Raw genomic sequence first — 18,545 nt, 5'->3', positions numbered from 1 at the left:
CTACTGTCGCACTCGGTTCGTGTACGCGCTGCAGGCCGCGTGCCTATTGAGCCAATAGGCACTTGCGATACCACATTCCACGAGTATGACTTGAAGCTGGAATAGCGTCTCTTTGTCAGCAATACGTGTCACTACGCTGCGCGGTGCCGCAGGAAGCAAGTGAACAGTGAAGGGACCGACGGTTCGTCTGGCGAGGGCACAGCAGCAGGACGCCACCCGCAGAAAGGTGTTGGCCGCGGCCAAGCGTCCTTTACGCGCTGCCGACAGCTGTGTCGTCGGTTATATACACCAGCTGTGCAATGAGTATGAAGCATCCTGGCTATTGACTGTGAGGTGACCGAAGGTCTGCAGAGATCTCGCCGGAACCGCGGACCAGTAGGCGAGTGGGTATCACCTCGTGGCGGGGGAGTCCGTCGTCACCATCCAGGCGGGCGAAAAGGATTTCGGCGGCGACGCGGCCGATCGTCGCCGGATCCTGGGTGATGGCGGTGAGCGCTGGCTGCAGCAGTTCGGCCAGCGGCAGATCGTCGAAACCGACAACAGCAATCCGGTTTTGCAAGCCACGCTTCCGGATCGCTTGCAGCACACCAACGGTCACCAGATTCTGGGCGCCGAACAGGGCGGTGGGGCGGTCCGGGCGGTCGAGCAGCGCCCCAGCGGCGGCCTCGGCGGCCGCCGCGGAGTGCAGGTCGGCGCAGATCAGGTCCGGATCGAGGGGGATGCCGGTGTGGGCGAGGCCCTCGATGTAGCCGGCGTAACGTTCCGCAGCGGTCCAGATCGTATGCAGGTCACCGAGATAGGCGATACGGCGGTGGCCTGCGGCGGCCAGGTGTTCGACGGCAAGGCGGGAGCCGGTGCGATTGTCGACTGTGACGCTGTCGATTTCGGTGGTGGCCGGCATGCGGTCCACGAATACGACCGGGGTACCGCGACGCTGCTCGTGCAGCAGAGAGCCGTGATCGGTGCCCACCGGCATTACGATCAGCCCATCCACTCGTCTGGACAGCAGGGCGTCCAGCACCTCGCGCTGGCGGGCCGGGTTCTCGTCGCTGCTCACCGCGAAGACGAGGGTGCCCCGGCTGTGCGCGAAATCCTCGACCGCCCGGTGCAGCGCCGAGGCGTACGGGTTCGCGACATCCATCAGTACCAGACCGATCGCGGCGGTCTTCTGGCCGTGCCCGCGCAACGTGCTGGCCGCCAGGTTGTGCCGATAGTCGAGCATGGTTGCCGCATCGGTGACCCGCGCGGCCAGTTCCGGCGATACGCCGCCTTCGCCGCGGACCACGCGCGACACCGTTTTGATACTCACCCTCGCCAGCGCCGCCACATCGCGCATGGTGGCGCCCCGGCGTGGCGCCTGGGATTCTGACAACGCTGACATGGCAACCCTCTCCGTTCGCTCGTGTTCGGTCCGAGAACCGTCAAATATGCTAGAAGAAACGTCTAGACGTGGCGTAGATCACGCTATATGGTCTCTGACAACGTTGTCTAAGTAGTACCTGCAGGAGTACACCGATGTCCTCTCGTGTCGTCCGCATCGCCGCCGTCTGTTTCGCGGTCACCTCTCTGGCCTTCTCCGTCGCCGCCTGTGGCAAGGGGGCGAGCAACAGCAACAACGGGCAGGTCGTCGTCGGGCTCATCACCAAGACCGACACCAACCCCTTCTTCGTGAAGATGAAGGAGGGTGCCCAGAAGCAGGCCGATGCCGCTGGCGTCAAATTGCTCACCGCCGCAGGCAAGTTCGACGGTGACAACGCCAGCCAGGTGACGGCGATCGAGAACATGGTCAATGCGGGAGCCAAGGGCATCCTGCTCACTGCCAGCGATACGAAGGCGATCGTCCCCGCAGTCGAGAAGGCCCGTGCCAAGGGCGTCGAAGTGATTGCCCTGGACACCCCGACCGATCCCCAGAGTGCGGTCGACGCGCTGTTCGCCACCAATAATTTCACTGCAGGCCAATTGATCGGCACCTATGCCAAGGCCGTCCAGGGTGACAAGCCGGTGAAGATCGCGATGATCGACCTCAACCCCGGCGTGACCGTCGGCGTATTGCGGCACAACGGATTCCTGTCCGGTTACGGCGCCGCGCAGGCCACTCAGGACATGACGCAGTACGTCACCGCCCCGAACGTGGTCTGTGCGCAGCCCGCTCAGGGCGACCAAGCGAAGTCGCAGACGGCGATGGAAACCTGCCTGCAGAAGGATCCGGACATCAACCTGGTCTACACCATCAACGAGCCGTCCGCGCTGGGTGTCTACACCGCGCTGAAGACCGCCGGCAAGGAGAACCAGGCGATGATCGTCTCCGTTGACGGTGGGTGCACCGGCGTGCAGGCGGTCCGCGACGGCAAGATCGCGGCGACCTCGCAGCAGTACCCGCTGAAGATGGCCAGTGCGGGCGTGCAGGCGATCGTCGATTACGCCAGGAACGGCAACAAGACCAGCGGCTACACCGACACCGGCGTCACACTGATCACCGCCAAGCCGCAGGCCGGCGTCGACTCCAAGGACGTGCAGTACGGCCTGGACAACTGCTGGGGCTGAGAACGCCCGTCCCCAGCCGGAAAGCACGCCGGGACGGCGAAGGACGCTGCGCCGTATGCCGGGACGGTGACGGCCCTCGTTGTCCCGGTGTGCGCTCGGCCCGGTCCACCTGATTTCGTCGACGAGCGAGGATTCGCATGACCGCAACTACAACGTCTCCCGCACCGCCGGAGCCGAAACACACAGCGCTGAACCGGATTCTGTCGGTGCCGAACGTCGGACCGGTGATCGCGATCCTGATCGCGGTGGTCTACTTCACCGCCCAGTCCGACCGATTCCTGGCCGGTGACAACTTTTCGCTGATCGTGCAGCAGGTGATGGTGGTCGGCACGCTGGCGATCGGCCAGACGCTGATCATCCTCACCGCCGGTATCGATCTGTCCAACGGTGCGGTGATGGCGCTGGGCAACATCGCGATCGCCAAGCTGGCCGTCGACACGGGTTTGCCTGTGCCACTGGCGATTCTGCTCGGGCTGGCGCTGACGGCCGCGTTCGGGTTGCTCAACGGCACGCTGGTGAGCCTGATCAAGTTGCCACCGTTCATCGTCACTCTCGGCACGTATGGCATCGCGTTCGCGCTCACCCACATCTACTCGCAGGAACAGACGATTTCGGGTCTGCCGGGCGCACTCACGTTCTTCGACAAGACATTTCCGCTGGGCGAGACCGACATCACCTACGGGTCGGTGGCGATGCTGGTGTTGTTCGCGATCACCTGGTACGGGCTGCGGCTGACAGCGGCAGGGCGGCACGTCTACGCCGTAGGCAATAACCCGGAGGCGGCGCGGCTCAGCGGCATCGACACTCGCCGTGTGCTTCTCGCCGTCTACACGGTCGCGGGCCTGATCTACGGCTTGGCGGCGCTGCTGCTGGTGGCCCGCACCGGCGTCGGTGACCCGAATGCCGGCCAGACCGACAATCTGGACTCGATTACCGCCGTGGTACTCGGCGGCACCAGCCTGTTCGGCGGACGTGGCAGCGTGATCGGCACGCTACTGGGCGCGCTCATCGTCGGCATCATCCGTAACGGCCTGCAACTGACGGGGGTGCCGTCGATCTACCAGACGCTGATCACCGGCATCCTGGTGATTGCTGCGGTGGCCGTGGACCAGCTCAACCGCAGGAGGCAGAAATGAGCGAGACAGCCACCGCAAGCGACGCCACCACCGCAGGCGACGGAGCTCAGGCCGCGGTACAGCCGGTGCTGCAGGCAAAGGGCCTGGTGAAACGCTACGGTCAGGTCACTGCGCTCGACGGCGCGGATTTCGACCTGCTGCCGAACGAGATCCTCGCGGTCATCGGCGACAACGGTGCCGGGAAATCCTCGCTGATCAAGGCGCTGTCCGGGGCGCTGATCCCGGATGAGGGCGAGATCCTGCTCGACGGCAAACGGGTGCGCTTCCGGCGCCCGACCGACGCCCGCCGGGCCGGTATCGAGACCGTCTATCAGGAGCTGGCGGTGGCACCAGCCCTCGATATCGCCGACAACCTGTTCCTGGGCCGGGAACTGCGGCGCCGCGGCATCCTCGGCTCGGTGTTCCGGATGATCGACAAGGATCGCATGGTGCGAGAATCGCAGCAGCACATGTCGAATCTGAAGATCGGGATCCGATCTATGAAGCAAGCGGTGGAGACACTGTCCGGCGGCCAGCGCCAGGGTGTCGCGGTCGCGCGCGGCGCGGCCTTCGCGCGGCACGTGGTGATCATGGACGAGCCAACGGCAGCGCTGGGTGTCAAGGAGACCGGTATGGTGCTGGATCTGATCCGCGAGGTCCGCGACCGCGGCTTGGCCGTCATTGTGATCAGCCACAACATGCCGAACGTCTTCGAGATCGCCGACCGGGTGCACATCCAGCGGCTCGGCCGCCGAGTCGCGGTGATCCGCCCGCACGAATTCTCCATGTCCGATGCGGTGGCGATCATGACCGGCGCGATGGCCGGTGCGGAGGTCGACAACAACCGTGTCCACCACTGAGGCCGTGGCCGATCGCGGCCTGATCGCGGTCGCGGGGGAGGCGCTGGTGGACCTGGTGCTAGCCGGCGCCCCCGATCGCTTCCAGGCGGTGCCCGGCGGCAGCCCCGCGAACGTGGCCGTCGGCTTGGCCCGGCTGGGCGTGCCGGTGCGGATGCTGGCCCGCTTGGGCGGCGACCCGCTGGGCCATCGCATCCGAAACCACCTGCGGGACAACGCCGTCGCCCTCGATCATGTCGTGGACGCCACCGAGCCGACCTCACTGGCGATCGTCGATGTCGACCCGGATGGCATGCCGCACTATGACTTTCGCGTCAACGGCACGGCCGACTGGCAGTGGACCGACTCCGAACTGTCCACCGCGCTCGACGGCAGCGTGCTGGCCTTGCACACCGGCTCACTGGCGCTGACCGTGCCCCCTGGCGCCGATGCCTTGACCCGCCTGGTGGACCGTGCCCGGTCTACCGCCACCATCAGCTACGACCCGAATTTCCGCCCGCAGTTGATGATTCGCGACAACACCCTGGACCGAGTACACGCCATGATCGCCCGTGCCGACATCGTGAAGGCTAGCGCCGAGGATCTGTCCTGGCTGTACCCGGGCCGCAACCCCGAGGAGGTGGTCGCCGACTGGTCCGCCCGCGGCCCTGCTCTCGTGATCGTGACACTGGGCCCCGACGGCGCACTTGCCGCCACTGCCGCAGACGCCACTCCCATCCATCGCCCCGGCCGCCCCGTCGAGGTGATCGACACGGTCGGCGCCGGAGACGCGTTCACGGCAGGCATTCTCGCCGGTCTGCGCGATCACCATCTGCTCGGTGCCGCGTACCGAGAAGCCTTGCGTGCCATCCCGAAGCACGTCCTCACCGCCATTCTCGACGAGGCCACGATGGTCGCAGCGCTGACCTGCGGCCGCCGCGGAGCGGACCCGCCGACGGCCGCCGAGCTGTTCACAGGTCGGTGACGGATCGGGTGGTTCGGCCAGCCATAAGTTGAACTGGCCGAACCGAGGTCCCTCCGCGGCATTTTGGGGGAGGCGCAGTAGGGCGTGAGCAGCGTCGGCATGAAGTCAGGTGGATCCTTTGGGGACGACGACTCTGAGTTCCGTTGATCCCGCGCTGTCATGCGATCGGCGTGTGAGCGTCGACCGGGCGGTCTCGACCGAGGAGGCGAACGGGCGAACGTTCCGCAGAAGGTCCCGCTGATCGGCGTGGCGAGCGGGGCCGTATCTCAGATCGAGTGAAGGCCTCGACCGATATCCGCAGAGCTGGAAAGAATTCCGTGATATGACGGCCCGTGATTCACCGGGCGACGTGCCGGTTTACTCAGGATTTTCTCAGCTGAACCCGAATTGAACCCCCAGGGCTCCCACCTGCGGTTCTGCGCCGATCGGCTCGACGCCGCCAGCCACCCTTCCTGCATAACCGCAGGTTGAACGGGTGACATGACGTAGTGTCTGTGCCCGGAGAGGGACACATGCGTTAAACACACAGATCGACCTGCGAAAACCAGGTCGATAAGCTGTCGAACTGCTCTCTTGGGATCCTCGATGAGGACCCGGCACACCTTTGCCTGCCGACTGATCAACCGTGACGTCCCGCAGGAAGTCGTACGCGTTCTCCCTGATCACGAGTCGTCCCGGATGACCGCCCACTATGCGCGGATCACCAACCAGACCATCCGTCAGGCGCGGCGGCCGCCGGCGAAGGCCGCCTGCTCCGAATTGCACGGAGCGGGCCGCAGGGCCTGCCTCGTTCGTTCGCGTCCGGTCATGGAGCCTGGAGGGTCGCGTCTGATCTGAAAGCTGCGCTACTTCCGGCCGGGGGAGGCGGCCGTCGGAATCAGTGCCATGGAGCTTTCGTCGACTTCGTTTCCGTCATCGTCGATGAACCGACATGCACCGGTCGTTCGGTGCCCGCGACCCGACGCAGGATGCGCCACAGCTCGTCAACGGCTTCGACGGCGTGCCCGGATTTGCGAGCAATTTCAGCGAGTCGCACAGTGCTGTCGCCGAATTGGAGCATCGCCCGGTATTCGGCATCGTCTAGGCCTGTCACGCCGAGTATGTGGGCGGGCAGGCCCAATCGCATCGCGATGTGGCGGCGGGCAGCCAGCGCCATGGGCAACTGGAAAACGGCGGGCGTCGTGGACATATCGCCGGTCTGAGCGTCGCGATGCCGGTACCCGGGCCGGTCAATCGCTCATGAGTCGATCGTTGCGGGCGATGCTGGTGTCATCCAGGCTTCGGTGCCGGTGCCCTCGGTGTGGTAAATCTTCGCGGACAGTGATGAGTCCTCGGACGGTGCTCCGTCCTATCTGTTGAACGCGCTACCAACCCGGCGCGACCGACCAGAAGGACCAGAAATGACCACCGCCAACCCCTCCGCCGACTTCTCCAGCGACGTCACCGACCGTCCCGGCAAGATCGGCAACCGCGTCCTGTGGACCCTGCAGATCCTGCTCGGCCTGTTCTTCATCATCGCCTCCGGCGGGCCGAAGCTCGTTATGCCGAACGCCCTGACCGACAACGCCCCCGAGAATCTGACCATCCCCCTCGGGCTGCTCATCTTCATCGGAGTTGCGGAGGTCGCCGGCGGTATCGGCCTGATGGTGCCACGGCTCAGTGCCCTGGCTGCCGCGGGTCTGTCGGTCCTCACCGTGCTCGCCGCCGGGACGCAGGCTTTCATCGCCGACAAGCCCTTGATGGGGATCTTCCCACTGGTGCTCGCCGCGATCTTCGCCTGGATCGCCTACGCGCGCCGCGCCACCATCACCGATCTGCGCAACTCGCTGTCGCGATGACAAATCCATACCTACGACAGGCGATCGGTGGCCCACCCACCGATCGCCGGTCGTGCGTTCTCGCCATCGATCGGCCGTCGGGTTGGCGGCGATCGATCCAACGGCCATCTATCCGCGCGGCGGTGACGGTCGCACTTGGAGTTGGAGTTCCTGGGTGTCGGGTTCGCGTCGGTGGAGCTGGTCGTTGACATGGCGGCCGTGGGCGATGTTTGTGCTTGAATTCCAGAGGTTTGCCAGTGTCTGCTCGCCCTATCAGCACACCGGCGGATCGAAACCTTACGAGAGGGTCGAGCACTTCAATTGTGCCACTGGCGAACAGGCCGATCTGATGGTCCGGGGTCATGACTTTCCGGCCTCCAGTCACGTGGCCCTCGGGCATCGGTCTGCTCCGTTGGTTGTGCGCCGAGATCGCCTCGCCCAGTGGATATCCTTGTGTCGGACAGGAGGTTTGCGGATGGCGTCAAGCGAGGTTCCACTCGGCGATGATGCCGTCGACATCGTGCTCACCGAGCAGTGGGCCGCGCCCGTAGACCCGGCTGGGTGTGCGGGTCAGTTTGATGGGCTGACCGGCGACGGTAACCGGGGTGTCGCTGCCGGGTTGTTCGATCGGTACGAGCATTTCCCGCGCGGCGGTGTGTGGGTCGGCGTAGATGTCGGCGGAGGTCTTCCACCGACAGCCCGACGACGGTGCACAGCGCCAGCATCGGATATACCACGGTCGACGGATGTCCGTAGCTGCGGGCGAATTCAGCGTGAGTCGTCGTTGAGCCCCGTGTGCGTATCAGGTGACGGATGCTCAGCGATGGCTGGGCCCGCCGGTCAGTCGATGCCTTCGATGATGCGGAAGTCGCGCTCGACGCCGTCGGGGAGGGCCACCAGCGCCTTCTGGTATGCCTCGCTCTCGTATGCCGCGACGGCCTGTTCAAAGCTGTCGAACTCGATCAGAACGACGCGTTGCGTGATTCCGGCCTCGTGGGCGACGACTCGACCGCCACGGGACGGGAGGAGGGACAGGACGCGCCCGCCCCCAGCCTGGACAGCCGGACCGGCCAGCTTGTCGTAGGCAGTCAGCCTCTCAGGGTCGGAAATGGCGGGGTAGACACTGACCCAGTAGCCCTTAGCCATGGAAACCTCCTGTGTTCGGCCGGACACGTCCGACTTCGAACTGACACTCGGATCGATCGATCCCGGCGACGGGTACTGCGGTCAGTTGAATCGTCATATGCGCAGGTTAGGACTTGATGTGCGGTCGAGGGAAAGACCGGTCCGCGATAGACTCAGAACGGATCGTTATCAATCGACAGGGAGGGCACGTGGCGCCGGATACGGTGAGCCTGCGGTACTTCCTGGTGCTGGCGCAGGAGTTGAACTTCACCCGCGCGGCCACACGGATCGGTATCGCACAGCCCGCACTCAGCGCCCGGATGCGCCGATTGGAGGCGGAACTCGGTACGGCCCTGCTGGTTCGCAACACGCGTAGCGTCGTATTGACCACGGCCGGTGCGGCTTTGGCGGAGTCCGCGCCGCCCGCGTTGGCGGCGCTGGACCGGGCATGGGACACCGCCCGGAGCGCGGGGGCCGGTGAACTGGGCACGCTGCGCATCGGATACAGCCTCAGCGCGGGGGCCGAGACGGCACCGGCCCTGGTGGACAGGCTCATTCGCAGCAGCCCGGGACTCGAGGTCGGCGCGGTCCCGATGGCGACACCGGAGATCTCCCCCGCGGTCGCCGACGGCCGCATCGATGCGGGGATCACCCGCGGTGAACAGCCGGGGCGTGGCGTGCGCCGGTTCCTGCTGCGGCGCGCGCGCGTCGGGGTCCAATTGGCAGAGCATCATCCGCTGGCCGAACACCCGGAGATCGAGATCGCCGACGCGGCCACGTATCCGCTGCGACTCCCCGACCGTGCGGCCAACCCCGTGATCCACGATCAGCTGTCCGCACTGTTCCGCGACGCCCGGCCGAACCCCCGATTCCACACGCCCGCAGTCTCTTTCGACATGTCTCAGCGCGACCTACACGACGGGCTCACCCTCGCCCCGGCCGGTGAAGCCGCGGTCACGACATCACCGGCCGGTCTCACGTGGCGACCGCTGCGGGGCGCACCCACCTTGACGATCCACCTGGTCCTCCCGCGCGTGCAGTCACCACTACACCGCCGCATCCGTGCCGTCGCCAAAACCCTGGCACACGAGCTGCACTGGCTGCCGGACTGACGCGCAGCAGGTCACGCGAGACGGACATCGGCAACTCGTCGAGCTCCTTGAATTACAGCTGACCGGCTTGTCGCCAGCCCAGGTACTGGGCGACCAGGCGAAAACCGCGCTCTCTACCAGCCCACCACGCCATATCCGCCCGAAATTCGGCCGATACGGCGACCCCGAGATGGGCGAACGGTATCGCTTTGTATCCGGTGAAATCGCTTACGCCGCTGGGTATTCCACGGGCTCACCTTTCCCGCAGCCGGTGGCGGCCCTGCGGGTGCGTGCTGGGGGAGCCGGTCACGGCGGGGATCTGGACGGTGGGTTCGTCGAGCAGCCGGTGCAGCCGTGCGCAGAACGCGTCGATCGACCCGTAGCGCAACAGGATCTCGCTGACCAACTGCCGCATACTCACGGCGACCAGGGGATCGGTCACCGTGTTCAGCGTCTCGTCCAAGTCCTGCCTCCTGTGTCCGGGGACGCCGCGAGACGAATCAGGCCCGGGACTTCTTGCTCGTCGATCGGGCTCCAGTGTGATCGGGGCTCATGAGCACCCGACAGAAAAGCGGTTTGCGTAACCGTCGAGTGATTCGACGCCGGGCGTGCGGTGGATTGCTCGCACCTTGTCGCGATCCGAGGTCATCCACTGACGTCTCGAGCTCCACGTGGGCCGGGTTCTCCGCCTTGTCTGGGGAGTCGGTCGTCATAGCCCACAAACCTAGGACCGCTACCTGACGGCGGCCTCTTCCATGTGCAGCTGCACCAGCGGTGGTGCGGCGCTATGCAATCCGCGCCGAAGGCATAGCCCTGTACTACCTCCGCCGGGCACGTTGCTGTTCAGCTGAACAACCAGTCGATGAGTTCGGCGCCGCCTTCGCCGGCCCCGCCGACAAGCGCTGCCGTTACCGCAGTGATCGCGAGGGCCCTGCCGCGTCTCCACCACGGGACGGAACTTGTCTCCTACGGTGGGTGGTCAGGGGTCGGTCTGGCCCCTCAGGTGGCCCGGAGTCGAAGTGTTCCGCTGCGGGATGTGCTATCGGCTGGTTGATGCGGGGTCGTGATGTCGTATTCGTCCGGGCTGCGCAGTGCGTCGGCCAGCTCGACTGCGGTCGAGGTGAAATCGTCGCGCAGCTCCCACTCCTCATCCGTCCGCGACTTCGCCGTCAACTCAAAGATCCGGCACCCGGATTATCTACGAAGTTTGCTTGATGAGGCACTAGCGTCGATATGGTGGGTGCTGGCATCCACGGTCATGCCATCGTCGTAGGGGGGTAGTTGGCCGAAAGTATCAGGCGCGCAGGGATAGTCGGCGGCGGAATCGGCGGGCTCACCGCGGCGATCGCGTTGCGAGCGGCTGGCTGGGAGGTGACGGTCTACGAGCGAGCCGCCGAGTTCACCGAGGTCGACGCCGGGGTCATGCTGACCTCGAACGTGCTGGCCGCCCTCGATCTGATCGGGGTGGGCGAACCCATCCGAGCTGAGGCCATGGCGGACCACATCGGCGGGCTCCGTAGCCGGCGTGGGCGCGAACTGGTGCTCGGCCGGGTGAATGACGTAATCGGCGGCGACGATCTCGTGGTGGTCCATCGCGCCGATCTCATCGCTGTCCTGGTCGACGCGCTCCCGTCGGAGTGCCTGCGTCCCGGTTCCAGGGTTGTCCGCGTCGACGCGTCCGGAGACATCGAAACCGCCGAAGGCACTACCCAATTCGATCTCGTGGTCGCGGCGGACGGCATCCACAGTCTCACCCGCCGCCAAGTCTGGCCGGAGGCGGACGCGGTCCGGCACACGGGGATCACCGGCTGGCGATGGATCGTCGACGCTCCGCCGCCGGAGTGGGTGGGCCTGGTGTTGGGGTATCGGGCCGAGTTCGGCATCCTGCCGATGACGGGCAACCGGATCTACGCCTTCGCGGGCACTCACTCCGATGTCGAGGGTCTCGACCATTTCAAGGACTGGCCCGAACCCGTGCCGGCCATGGTGGCGGCAGCGGACCCGCGGCGGGTTCTCGAGAACGAGCTACTCGATATCCGCGTCCCCAAGTCGCTGGCACGTGGTCGGGTGGCGCTCATCGGCGACGCCGCGCACGGGATGCATCCCACGCTCGGGCAAGGTGCCGGGATGACGATCGAGGACGCCGTAACCCTCGCAGCCTATGCACCTGATCTAGCCGCCTATTCCAAGGCCCGGCGGCGCCGGGTCGGCCTCATCAGCTGGCTGTCGGGGCGCGCGACCCTGGTTACCGAACCCACGTCCAGGTTCGTGGACGTCACCAGGGACGCTACAGCAGTCCTGGTGCCGAACCGACTGGCTATCCTGGCCGGCAAACTGGGCACGAAGCTGCTGATCACCCGCTGGCGGCCACCAACGATTGCGACCAAACCTCGGCCAGTGCATCCCGGATGACCTGCCGGTCTTCCCGCCCGCCCCTGGCGGGAACGATCACGGAGACGAAAAGTCGTGACCGACAACCGCGCCGCCGCCGCGAATCCCGTCAACGCGACACCCGCTAACGAGCTGCTCAACCCGAATCCGCGCGATCGGCGAGCGTTCGGCCCGGTATCGACGTCGACGATGCTTGGGCTATCGAAGCCGGCAGCCAGGCGTTGGGCTGCCGCCCTATCCGCAGATTCGGACAGGCCGGTAACAACGTCTCGACCGGCTCCGCCAGCGGTGCGTTCTGTGTCGTGGATGTGGCCGAATCAAGAAGTGCTTCAATATGATTCGACGCGATGGTGGATTGGTCGCGGTCGCTGTCGTGGCAGTTAGACCTCAGCGTTGTGACGTACGATCTCGGAAGATCGCAGGGCGCGGCTGACACGTCCGAGCCATCTGGCTTCGTCGAGCAGTGTGTCAGCGCCACCATGTTCAGCGGACAGGGTCATCGTCGTGTTGTGCCGAGGCGGTATGCCTGCCCGCTTCGCCTGGATCGCGGCGGCGATGACGGCCGCCTCGATCATCGGGCCACGCTCATAGTCCGGCAAGCCGAGCGCGTCGGACCGCTCGGCGGCGAGTTGTCGCGCCCGTGGATCGGCATACCCGCGCAACGCCAGTTGCGCGTCCCGAATGTCGATGACCCGACGACAGAGCCGAAATTCGGCGTCCCGCATAGGATTCCATTCGCGACCGGCGGGCAGGGGCACAGCGCTCGCCGTGCCGGTGGCCGATGTCAGGTGCCGGCTCAGCGCACCGAGTTGTCGTTCAGCTCGGTGACATCGGTAAGCGTGCAGCAGCGCCTCCAGAAACTCACCTCCCGAGGGCAGTGCCAAACCGGTGATCACGGTGAGTAGGCCGGTCACGGTGAGTAGCCCGTCCACGGTGGCGTACACAGGCCGGGGTGGGTGGCCGAGATCGGCGGCGACGAGCACATATTGGAGGAAGACCAGGCGCGCGATCACGGCGATGCCGCCCAATGCGATGACCCGGAATCCGATCCGTAGCCACGGCTTCGCGGTGAGCGCGGCGTAGCGGAACCCGAACGCTACCGCCGCGACGGCGCTGACACCGACGTAGCAGATGAACAGATACCGATACTGGGCATCGTTCGCGGACGACGGCGGGAACGCGGCGAACAGTGCGACGATCGCGACGACGACAATAGCGAATCCCGCGTAGCACAGCGGTGACCTGCGGCGCGCGATCTCGATCGGGGTCGTGAGGTATACGAACCATATCTGGCTCGCGCACACCGCGAGCATAGCCGCGACGTCACTGAGCAGGATGCCCAGTGTCTGGATATGGGTGTGCTGGTCGATGGCATCGGATTCGAGCCAGAGCATCATGGTTGCCAGGATCGCGCCCACGAAAAGCGCACTCGCACGGTGCATCCCGTTGTCCGAGTCCCGCATGATGTCGCGAGCCTTGATGGCCAGCACCGCGCCGCAAGCGAACGCCGTGAGCAAGATCAGGAGAATCGGGTCGGGGGTCACAGTGAATTATCCAAGCGGCGGACTATGTCGGCGATCGCCGGATCGGCAGCGACGGTGACCGGTTGGCTCGACCGGTGCGCGCGCCGCAGCAGCAGCGTGGCCGTCATCTCGGCCTCGGTCTCCTGCTCGGTCGATCCGCAGGACCTGGCGAGCACCTGTCCTTGGATCTCATGGGCGACGTGCACGAACGTGCAGTGCCGTCGATCATCGCCGATCGGCCGACCCCGGTGACCGAAGAGCAGATGCGCGAATTCGTGGAAGATGATCTGCTGGCGGTGAATCGGACTGGCGGACTCCTCGTAGATGACCGAATGCCCGTGCTCGTCGGTGATCAGCAATCCGAGTGGACTTGCGGGTGGCAAGGCCATCGGGATCAGTTCGATCCGTCTGCTCACATGTCTCGCCAGACCCTCGCGCACCTCGTCGATACCGAAACGAACCGGTAGCCCGAGTACATCGATGCGCCGTTCGCAGCGCTTGCGCAAATCTGTAGTCCACATGGCAGTCTCCACGTCTACCGGGCGCCGGACGGACCGCCGGGCAGTCGCTCCCAGCGCTCGAAACAGTTGATCACGTCGAAGTACCAGACATACGAGCCCGACAGCGTCACTCCGTGGTGGCGCGCGATTGCGGTGGCGATCTCCTCGTTGCTGAACTCGCGACCGTCGGGCCTGCGCACGACGTCGAACAGATGGGTCGATCTCGACGCCAACGTTGAGGCTGCCTCGTCCACCGATCGCCTTCCGTCAACTGGAATGGTTGCAATCCATTATTCCTTGACGACCGTTGACAGGACGTGCCAGCCGTGGCAATAATCAGCCTCATCAACTGGTATGAAGCAAATTTAGGTCCAATAGTCACACATGTTGACATGCTGGCTGACCCGTTATGTCGTGGCGAGAAGACCGGCAGTGGGCAGGAGCCACACCGGAGGCCGATCGTCGGCGGGTCCTCGCGAGGAGGCCACGACCCTGGCCGTCCACCGAATACAACACAGTCCCGGCACCGCGGCCGGTGGGGACCGACTGCAGTGCGATATCGCCGGTGACGGTCGACGTACGTGCGGTTGGCATCACGCGCGGACGGGAGTTCCGAAGGAGATCATGTGGGTCAACCGTTATGGGTCGATATGGCTACCCAGATTTCCGGTGACAACAAGCTAGGCTCGATCGGCTGGAAAATAACAGATGGAAATCAGCCTTGTCGGCGACGCATCGAGACAGTGTTTCGCATCGAGGTGTTGCGATGAAGGATTACTCCCAGCAGATATTGAGTGGCGAGGGCGATAATGACTATGCCCGTTACATGCGTACCGATCGACTGCTGGATTTGCAGCGCCGCCCCGACGAGAGCGTGCACCGTGACGAGTTACTCTTCCAAATCGTCCATCAGTCGACCGAGTTGTGGCTCAAGCTGGCCTGTGCCGAGTTATGCAAGGCGGCCGAGGATATCGATAATGCCGATCTGAACAGCGCAATCTCTTTGTTGACCCGAGCATCGCTGGCAATGGGGCTTATCACCGACCAGTTGGAGATGATGCGCCATCTGTCCCCGTGGGACTTCCAAATTATCCGTACCATTCTCGGCCACGGTTCGGGATCGGATTCGCCGGGCTGGATTTCGGTGCGGCGGGATAGTCGGACTATCGGGAAATCTTTCACCACGTTCGTGCAGAATCGGCGCATCGACCTTGCCGAAGTGTATCGGAACGAACAGCATTCCGAGATACACCGCCTGGCCGAGGCGCTGATTGAATGGGACGAGCGGGTATCTTTGTGGCGGGTCCGCCACTTCAAGATCACCGCACGGTTGATCGGACATCAAGCCACCGGCACACAGGGCACGCCGGTCGCAATGCTGACCAAACTGATCTCGCACAGGTTCTTTCCCGAACTGTGGGAAATCAGAAGTCTCCTTACCGAGACCGGGCCGATGGTGCAGCCGAATGCCGAACCTACCCGGAAAGTCGGAGATGAGTAGTCGGCCGATGTCTCCCGAGACATTCCGATCTCACTTTCCGATGTTGCAACGCGCAGTACATCTGGCTACGTGCAGCCTTGGGGCTCGTTCCGTGGAACTCGACCGCGCCGTGGCTCGGATGCTGGCGGAGATGACTCGTGGCGGCGCAGCTTGGGAGGCATTCGAGAACCAGATCAGTGTGGCGCGAAATCGGTTTGCGGCACTGATCGGCGCGCGGGTCGACCAAGTGGCGGTAGTGCCCAACGCATCGATCGGCGCCTTCCAAGTCGCCGCTACGCGGAGCTGGCGAACTCGCCCTCGTATCGTCACCACAACAGTCGAATTTCCGTCTATTGCCCATGTCTGGCGGGCCCAGAGGCAGCGCGGCGCCGAGGTTGTCGACGCCGGTCATACCGAAGATAGCTTCACAGCACTCATCGACCGAACAACCCGCTTGGTTTCGGTGCCTTTGATCAGTTATCAGCACGCGATCCGGCTGCCGGTCGTCGAAGTCGTCCACGCCGCGCATGCGGCCGGTGCCGAAGTCTTCGTTGATGCCTATCAGGCGGTTGGTGTGGATCCCGTGGACGTCGGAAGCCTCGGCTGCGATTTCCTCGTTGCGGGTACGTCGAAGTATTTACTCGGCTTGCCCGGCCTCGCTTTCCTCTACGCCCGTGCGCCCGAATATGGCGACCACATGCCGACTTTGACAGGCTGGTTCGGGCGAGTCGACCCGCATGCTTTCAACCCCGTGCAATTGGATTACCCGGCATCGGCGACTCGATTCGAAACCGGTACACCGGCCGTGCCTGCATGCTATGCGGCCGTGGCAGGACTGCAACTTATCGGTGAGCTGGATCTCGCAATTGTTCGCGATCACGTGCGACACCTGGGCGAACTGGCTCGCGCGCAATTGAGTGCACAAGGTGAGCATGTACGCCCCGTCCCGCTCGAGCACCGTGGCGCGCATATCGGAATTATCGACGCCGACCCCGCCGAACTCGGTCGCCAACTGGCCGGATATGACATCGCGGTCAGCCCACGTCACGACGTGGTAAGGGTTTCTTTTCATTACTACAGCAATGTCGAGGACATCATCGCCCTATGCGCAGCGCTGCGCGACATCCGACGTACGTCTGAATATTTGCATCGATAGAAAGGCTCTGATGTCCACCGCTGAACTCATGTCGTGGCTACGTGCGCCGGCCGCCGAACAATTTCCCTACGATGCAGTCCTTCGCCGGTATCACAGTGTGGGCAAGCACTTCGTGCCCACCGATACGTTGGAACTGCTCGACCGGGCCCGCGCGATACTGCCGCGGCTCGGTGGTCCTTGGCCACCGGTGCGAGTCCTATCCGCATTTCTGGACAGTGCGCTGGATAAACTGGATAACCGATATGATTATCCGACTTACCTGGCCCTGCGGCTGCTCGAGCTGCCCGTCATCGATGACCCGATAGAGCTGGCGCTTTTCGCGCAGTCTCGGTGTGATCGGCGCACAGTGCAACTTCTCGCGGATGTTCTAGCCTTCGAACTAGCCGCGATGCAGGGGCGGACCACGGTGCTGCCGACAATGCGTCCGCCACGCGATATGGTCGACAAGCGGATTCGGCATGGATTGCGTGCGATCCAGCCAGCGTTGGCGCGATTGGCACTGGACCGCGGATTGACCGATGGCGGGGCAGTCGACCGGGCGCAGCAAGTCAGCGCACTCGTGCACGCCGATATGTCCTTCGCGGAGCGGCGTGTGGTGGAGCTGAGCATCCTTCCCGTCTACACCATGCACGACGAGTACCTGTTTATTCGGGTGCTGCAGACCTTCGAAACAACCTTCACCCTGCTGGCCATGCATCTGCGCGGTGCCGTGGCGGCACTGACGGCCGGCGAAGTGAGCCGAGCGGTCTACTTCATCAGCAACTCGACGACTGCATTGCGCGAGGCGGCACCGCTGTTCTCGATGCTTGCCACGATGCAGGTCGAGTCCTTCAGGACGTTTCGTCAGTTTACCGAGGGCGCCAGCGCGATCCAGTCGCGAAGCTACAAGCTCGTCGAGTCGCTGTGTCGGCGCCCGGACGCCGAGCGTGTCGACTCACCCGCGTACCACTCGGTGCCTGAGGTGCGCGGCCGGGTCCTCGCCGGTCAGGAATGCACGCTCGACGATGCCTACACCGGTGCGAGCCGCTCGGGCGACATCGCCGGATCCGAACTGGAGCGGCTGGCAGAGGTAATGGCAAGCTTCTCGGCCGCTCTGCTCCGCTGGCGCACTACTCATTATCGACTCGCAGTGCGCATGCTCGGCGGTGCCAGTGGCACTGGATATACCGAGGGCACCCCATACTTGGCGGCCTCGCGCACGACTCCGGTTTTCACTACCGTCGAACCCGTCAGCAACGCGGCTCCCGACAACCCGATTGTGGTCTGACACCCTGGCTAGGTCGGAGTTCTTCGCGTGTTATTGGTCGCCGGGTGAGCCTGCGGGCAGTCGCTCCAATCGGCGAAAACGGTTGATCACGTCGGTGACCGCTGCCAGACTTTCGGCAGAAAGGCCCGCTGCCCGCAGCGCCACATCACGCACACCTGCGTCGCGCATGGCAGTCAGCAGACCCAGTTCGGCGTCGACTTCGCGACTGGTCTCGTCGTCGAAGAAGTACGCAGGGGGAACACCGAAGAATCGAGCCAGCGCGCTCAAGTGCCGAAAGGTCGGATTGTCTCGCTGACCGGTACGCAGGTACCAGACATACGAGCCCGACAACTTCACCCCCTGGTGGCGCGCGATCGCGGTGGCGACCTCCTCGTTGCTGAACTCGCGACCGTCGGGCCTGCGCACGACGTCGAACAGATGGCTCAATCTCGACGCCAACGTTGAGGCTGTTTCGTCCACCGATCGCCTTCCCGTCAACTGAAATGGTTACGAGCCATTATCGCTTGACGACCGTTGACAGACAACGCCGGGCATGTTGCAATCACGATTATCAACTGATGTGAAGATAATTGGTGCCTCGTCGTCACGCATGTTGACATGACTGGCGCCACGCGCGGGCAGAGGTTCCGAAGGGAGATCAGGTGGGTCCACCATTGTGGGTCGATCCCGATGAGTTGCGCAGGTTGACACCGGAGCTGCATCAGCTCGCCGAGGA

Annotated in this window: 21 protein-coding genes; 11 read left to right on the top strand and 10 right to left on the bottom strand. The window is 64.4% G+C overall.

Annotation, left to right across the window (positions count from 1 at the left end; translation table 11 throughout):
- Nucleotides 1–319: 319 nt before the first annotated feature.
- Nucleotides 320–1,381 carry a LacI family DNA-binding transcriptional regulator gene (locus tag ACIBJI_RS08245; RefSeq protein ID WP_364342248.1) on the bottom strand — a complete coding sequence of 354 codons (1,062 nt, stop codon included), beginning with the start codon at nt 1,379–1,381 and terminating at the stop codon, nt 320–322.
- Nucleotides 1,382–1,515: 134 nt separating this feature from the next.
- Here ACIBJI_RS08245 and ACIBJI_RS08240 point away from each other — a divergent pair, with 134 nt between their 5' ends.
- The 5 genes from ACIBJI_RS08240 (at nt 1,516) to ACIBJI_RS08220 (ending at nt 6,317) form a co-directional block, all read left to right on the top strand.
- Entirely contained in the window at nt 1,516–2,544 is a 1,029-nt protein-coding gene (locus ACIBJI_RS08240; RefSeq protein ID WP_364342245.1) for a sugar ABC transporter substrate-binding protein, read from the top strand.
- 137 nt (nt 2,545–2,681) lie between these two features.
- Nucleotides 2,682–3,680 (top strand): ABC transporter permease, encoded by a 999-nt coding sequence (locus ACIBJI_RS08235; RefSeq protein WP_364342242.1) that lies wholly within the window; start codon nt 2,682–2,684, stop codon nt 3,678–3,680.
- Nucleotides 3,677–4,519, top strand: coding sequence for an ATP-binding cassette domain-containing protein (locus tag ACIBJI_RS08230; RefSeq protein WP_364342239.1), 843 nt, complete (start codon nt 3,677–3,679; stop codon nt 4,517–4,519). Before ACIBJI_RS08235 ends, ACIBJI_RS08230 begins: the two co-directional genes overlap by 4 nt.
- Nucleotides 4,506–5,480, top strand: coding sequence for a carbohydrate kinase (locus ACIBJI_RS08225; protein WP_364342236.1), 975 nt, complete (start codon nt 4,506–4,508; stop codon nt 5,478–5,480). The genes ACIBJI_RS08230 and ACIBJI_RS08225 overlap by 14 nt, the downstream gene beginning before the upstream one ends.
- Nucleotides 5,481–6,065: 585 nt before the next feature.
- Complete coding sequence (locus ACIBJI_RS08220; RefSeq protein WP_396958883.1) at nt 6,066–6,317, top strand: tyrosine-type recombinase/integrase; 252 nt, start codon at nt 6,066–6,068, stop codon at nt 6,315–6,317.
- A gap of 40 nt (nt 6,318–6,357) precedes the next feature.
- Here ACIBJI_RS08220 and ACIBJI_RS08215 read toward each other — a convergent pair whose 3' ends face one another.
- Nucleotides 6,358–6,669 (bottom strand): hypothetical protein, encoded by a 312-nt coding sequence (locus tag ACIBJI_RS08215; protein ID WP_364342230.1) that lies wholly within the window; start codon nt 6,667–6,669, stop codon nt 6,358–6,360.
- 211 nt (nt 6,670–6,880) lie between these two features.
- Here ACIBJI_RS08215 and ACIBJI_RS08210 point away from each other — a divergent pair, with 211 nt between their 5' ends.
- Entirely contained in the window at nt 6,881–7,318 is a 438-nt protein-coding gene (locus ACIBJI_RS08210; RefSeq protein ID WP_397083498.1) for a DoxX family protein, read from the top strand.
- 460 nt (nt 7,319–7,778) lie between these two features.
- On the opposite strand, the gene ACIBJI_RS08205 is transcribed toward ACIBJI_RS08210, so the two are convergent.
- Both ACIBJI_RS08205 and ACIBJI_RS08200 read right to left on the bottom strand, forming a co-directional pair.
- Nucleotides 7,779–7,937, bottom strand: coding sequence for a hypothetical protein (locus ACIBJI_RS08205; protein WP_397083496.1), 159 nt, complete (start codon nt 7,935–7,937; stop codon nt 7,779–7,781).
- 200 nt (nt 7,938–8,137) lie between these two features.
- Nucleotides 8,138–8,443 carry a DUF1330 domain-containing protein gene (locus tag ACIBJI_RS08200; RefSeq protein WP_329090650.1) on the bottom strand — a complete coding sequence of 102 codons (306 nt, stop codon included), beginning with the start codon at nt 8,441–8,443 and terminating at the stop codon, nt 8,138–8,140.
- A gap of 188 nt (nt 8,444–8,631) precedes the next feature.
- On the opposite strand from ACIBJI_RS08200, the gene ACIBJI_RS08195 reads away from it, so the two are divergent.
- On the top strand, nt 8,632–9,534 hold the full coding sequence (locus tag ACIBJI_RS08195) for a LysR family transcriptional regulator (RefSeq protein WP_364342220.1): 903 nt from the start codon (nt 8,632–8,634) through the stop codon (nt 9,532–9,534).
- Nucleotides 9,535–9,766: 232 nt separating this feature from the next.
- Here the strand turns inward: ACIBJI_RS08195 and ACIBJI_RS08190 are convergent, their stop codons facing one another.
- Together ACIBJI_RS08190 and ACIBJI_RS08185 are read right to left on the bottom strand one after the other, a co-directional pair.
- Complete coding sequence (locus tag ACIBJI_RS08190; protein ID WP_364342217.1) at nt 9,767–9,976, bottom strand: hypothetical protein; 210 nt, start codon at nt 9,974–9,976, stop codon at nt 9,767–9,769.
- Between the two features lie 536 nt (nt 9,977–10,512).
- Nucleotides 10,513–10,686 carry a hypothetical protein gene (locus ACIBJI_RS08185; RefSeq protein WP_397083494.1) on the bottom strand — a complete coding sequence of 58 codons (174 nt, stop codon included), beginning with the start codon at nt 10,684–10,686 and terminating at the stop codon, nt 10,513–10,515.
- A 108-nt stretch (nt 10,687–10,794) separates the two neighbouring features.
- On the opposite strand from ACIBJI_RS08185, the gene ACIBJI_RS08180 reads away from it, so the two are divergent.
- On the top strand, nt 10,795–11,925 hold the full coding sequence (locus tag ACIBJI_RS08180; RefSeq protein ID WP_397083492.1) for an FAD-dependent monooxygenase: 1,131 nt from the start codon (nt 10,795–10,797) through the stop codon (nt 11,923–11,925).
- A 359-nt stretch (nt 11,926–12,284) separates the two neighbouring features.
- On the opposite strand, the gene ACIBJI_RS08175 is transcribed toward ACIBJI_RS08180, so the two are convergent.
- From ACIBJI_RS08175 to ACIBJI_RS08165, 3 genes are read right to left on the bottom strand one after another with little or no spacing between them, the layout of a single operon-like run.
- The gene (locus ACIBJI_RS08175) at nt 12,285–13,448 is read right to left on the bottom strand and encodes an MAB_1171c family putative transporter (protein ID WP_364342208.1); all 1,164 of its coding nucleotides are present in this window, start codon (nt 13,446–13,448) and stop codon (nt 12,285–12,287) included.
- Nucleotides 13,445–13,948 (bottom strand): hypothetical protein, encoded by a 504-nt coding sequence (locus ACIBJI_RS08170; RefSeq protein WP_396958878.1) that lies wholly within the window; start codon nt 13,946–13,948, stop codon nt 13,445–13,447. The genes ACIBJI_RS08175 and ACIBJI_RS08170 overlap by 4 nt, the downstream gene beginning before the upstream one ends.
- A 14-nt stretch (nt 13,949–13,962) precedes the next feature.
- The gene (locus ACIBJI_RS08165) at nt 13,963–14,181 is read right to left on the bottom strand and encodes a hypothetical protein (protein WP_397083489.1); all 219 of its coding nucleotides are present in this window, start codon (nt 14,179–14,181) and stop codon (nt 13,963–13,965) included.
- Between the two features lie 512 nt (nt 14,182–14,693).
- On the opposite strand from ACIBJI_RS08165, the gene ACIBJI_RS08160 reads away from it, so the two are divergent.
- The 3 genes from ACIBJI_RS08160 (at nt 14,694) to ACIBJI_RS08150 (ending at nt 17,830) form a co-directional block, all read left to right on the top strand.
- On the top strand, nt 14,694–15,428 hold the full coding sequence (locus tag ACIBJI_RS08160) for a tryptophan 2,3-dioxygenase family protein (protein WP_397083487.1): 735 nt from the start codon (nt 14,694–14,696) through the stop codon (nt 15,426–15,428).
- 91 nt (nt 15,429–15,519) lie between these two features.
- Entirely contained in the window at nt 15,520–16,563 is a 1,044-nt protein-coding gene (locus ACIBJI_RS08155) for an aminotransferase class V-fold PLP-dependent enzyme (protein ID WP_364342196.1), read from the top strand.
- Between the two features lie 10 nt (nt 16,564–16,573).
- Nucleotides 16,574–17,830, top strand: a complete 1,257-nt coding sequence (locus tag ACIBJI_RS08150) for a tryptophan 2,3-dioxygenase (protein ID WP_364342193.1) — start codon at nt 16,574–16,576, stop codon at nt 17,828–17,830.
- Nucleotides 17,831–17,860: 30 nt separating this feature from the next.
- On the opposite strand, the gene ACIBJI_RS08145 is transcribed toward ACIBJI_RS08150, so the two are convergent.
- Nucleotides 17,861–18,289 (bottom strand): XRE family transcriptional regulator, encoded by a 429-nt coding sequence (locus tag ACIBJI_RS08145; protein ID WP_364342190.1) that lies wholly within the window; start codon nt 18,287–18,289, stop codon nt 17,861–17,863.
- Nucleotides 18,290–18,545: the final 256 nt, after the last annotated feature.

The organism is Nocardia sp. NPDC050408, from assembly GCF_044458905.1.
In the GTDB taxonomy this organism is placed as follows: domain Bacteria; phylum Actinomycetota; class Actinomycetes; order Mycobacteriales; family Mycobacteriaceae; genus Nocardia.
Note: the sequence above shows the minus strand (reverse complement) of the source record. Positions and strands in the feature narration are given on the sequence as shown.

Excerpts from the sequence above, each read along its gene's own strand:
- ACIBJI_RS08240 (WP_364342245.1), top strand. The coding sequence starts at position 1,516 with ATGTCCTCTCGTGTCGTCCGCATCGCCGCCGTCTGTTTCGCGGTCACC.
- ACIBJI_RS08160 (WP_397083487.1), top strand. The coding sequence starts at position 14,694 with ATGAAGGATTACTCCCAGCAGATATTGAGTGGCGAGGGCGATAATGAC.
- ACIBJI_RS08205 (WP_397083496.1), bottom strand. The coding sequence starts at position 7,937 with ATGCTCGTACCGATCGAACAACCCGGCAGCGACACCCCGGTTACCGTC.
- ACIBJI_RS08210 (WP_397083498.1), top strand. The coding sequence starts at position 6,881 with ATGACCACCGCCAACCCCTCCGCCGACTTCTCCAGCGACGTCACCGAC.
- ACIBJI_RS08245 (WP_364342248.1), bottom strand. The coding sequence starts at position 1,381 with ATGTCAGCGTTGTCAGAATCCCAGGCGCCACGCCGGGGCGCCACCATG.
- ACIBJI_RS08215 (WP_364342230.1), bottom strand. The coding sequence starts at position 6,669 with ATGTCCACGACGCCCGCCGTTTTCCAGTTGCCCATGGCGCTGGCTGCC.
- ACIBJI_RS08150 (WP_364342193.1), top strand. The coding sequence starts at position 16,574 with ATGTCCACCGCTGAACTCATGTCGTGGCTACGTGCGCCGGCCGCCGAA.
- ACIBJI_RS08220 (WP_396958883.1), top strand. The coding sequence starts at position 6,066 with ATGAGGACCCGGCACACCTTTGCCTGCCGACTGATCAACCGTGACGTC.
- ACIBJI_RS08235 (WP_364342242.1), top strand. The coding sequence starts at position 2,682 with ATGACCGCAACTACAACGTCTCCCGCACCGCCGGAGCCGAAACACACA.
- ACIBJI_RS08170 (WP_396958878.1), bottom strand. The coding sequence starts at position 13,948 with ATGTGGACTACAGATTTGCGCAAGCGCTGCGAACGGCGCATCGATGTA.
- ACIBJI_RS08230 (WP_364342239.1), top strand. The coding sequence starts at position 3,677 with ATGAGCGAGACAGCCACCGCAAGCGACGCCACCACCGCAGGCGACGGA.
- ACIBJI_RS08200 (WP_329090650.1), bottom strand. The coding sequence starts at position 8,443 with ATGGCTAAGGGCTACTGGGTCAGTGTCTACCCCGCCATTTCCGACCCT.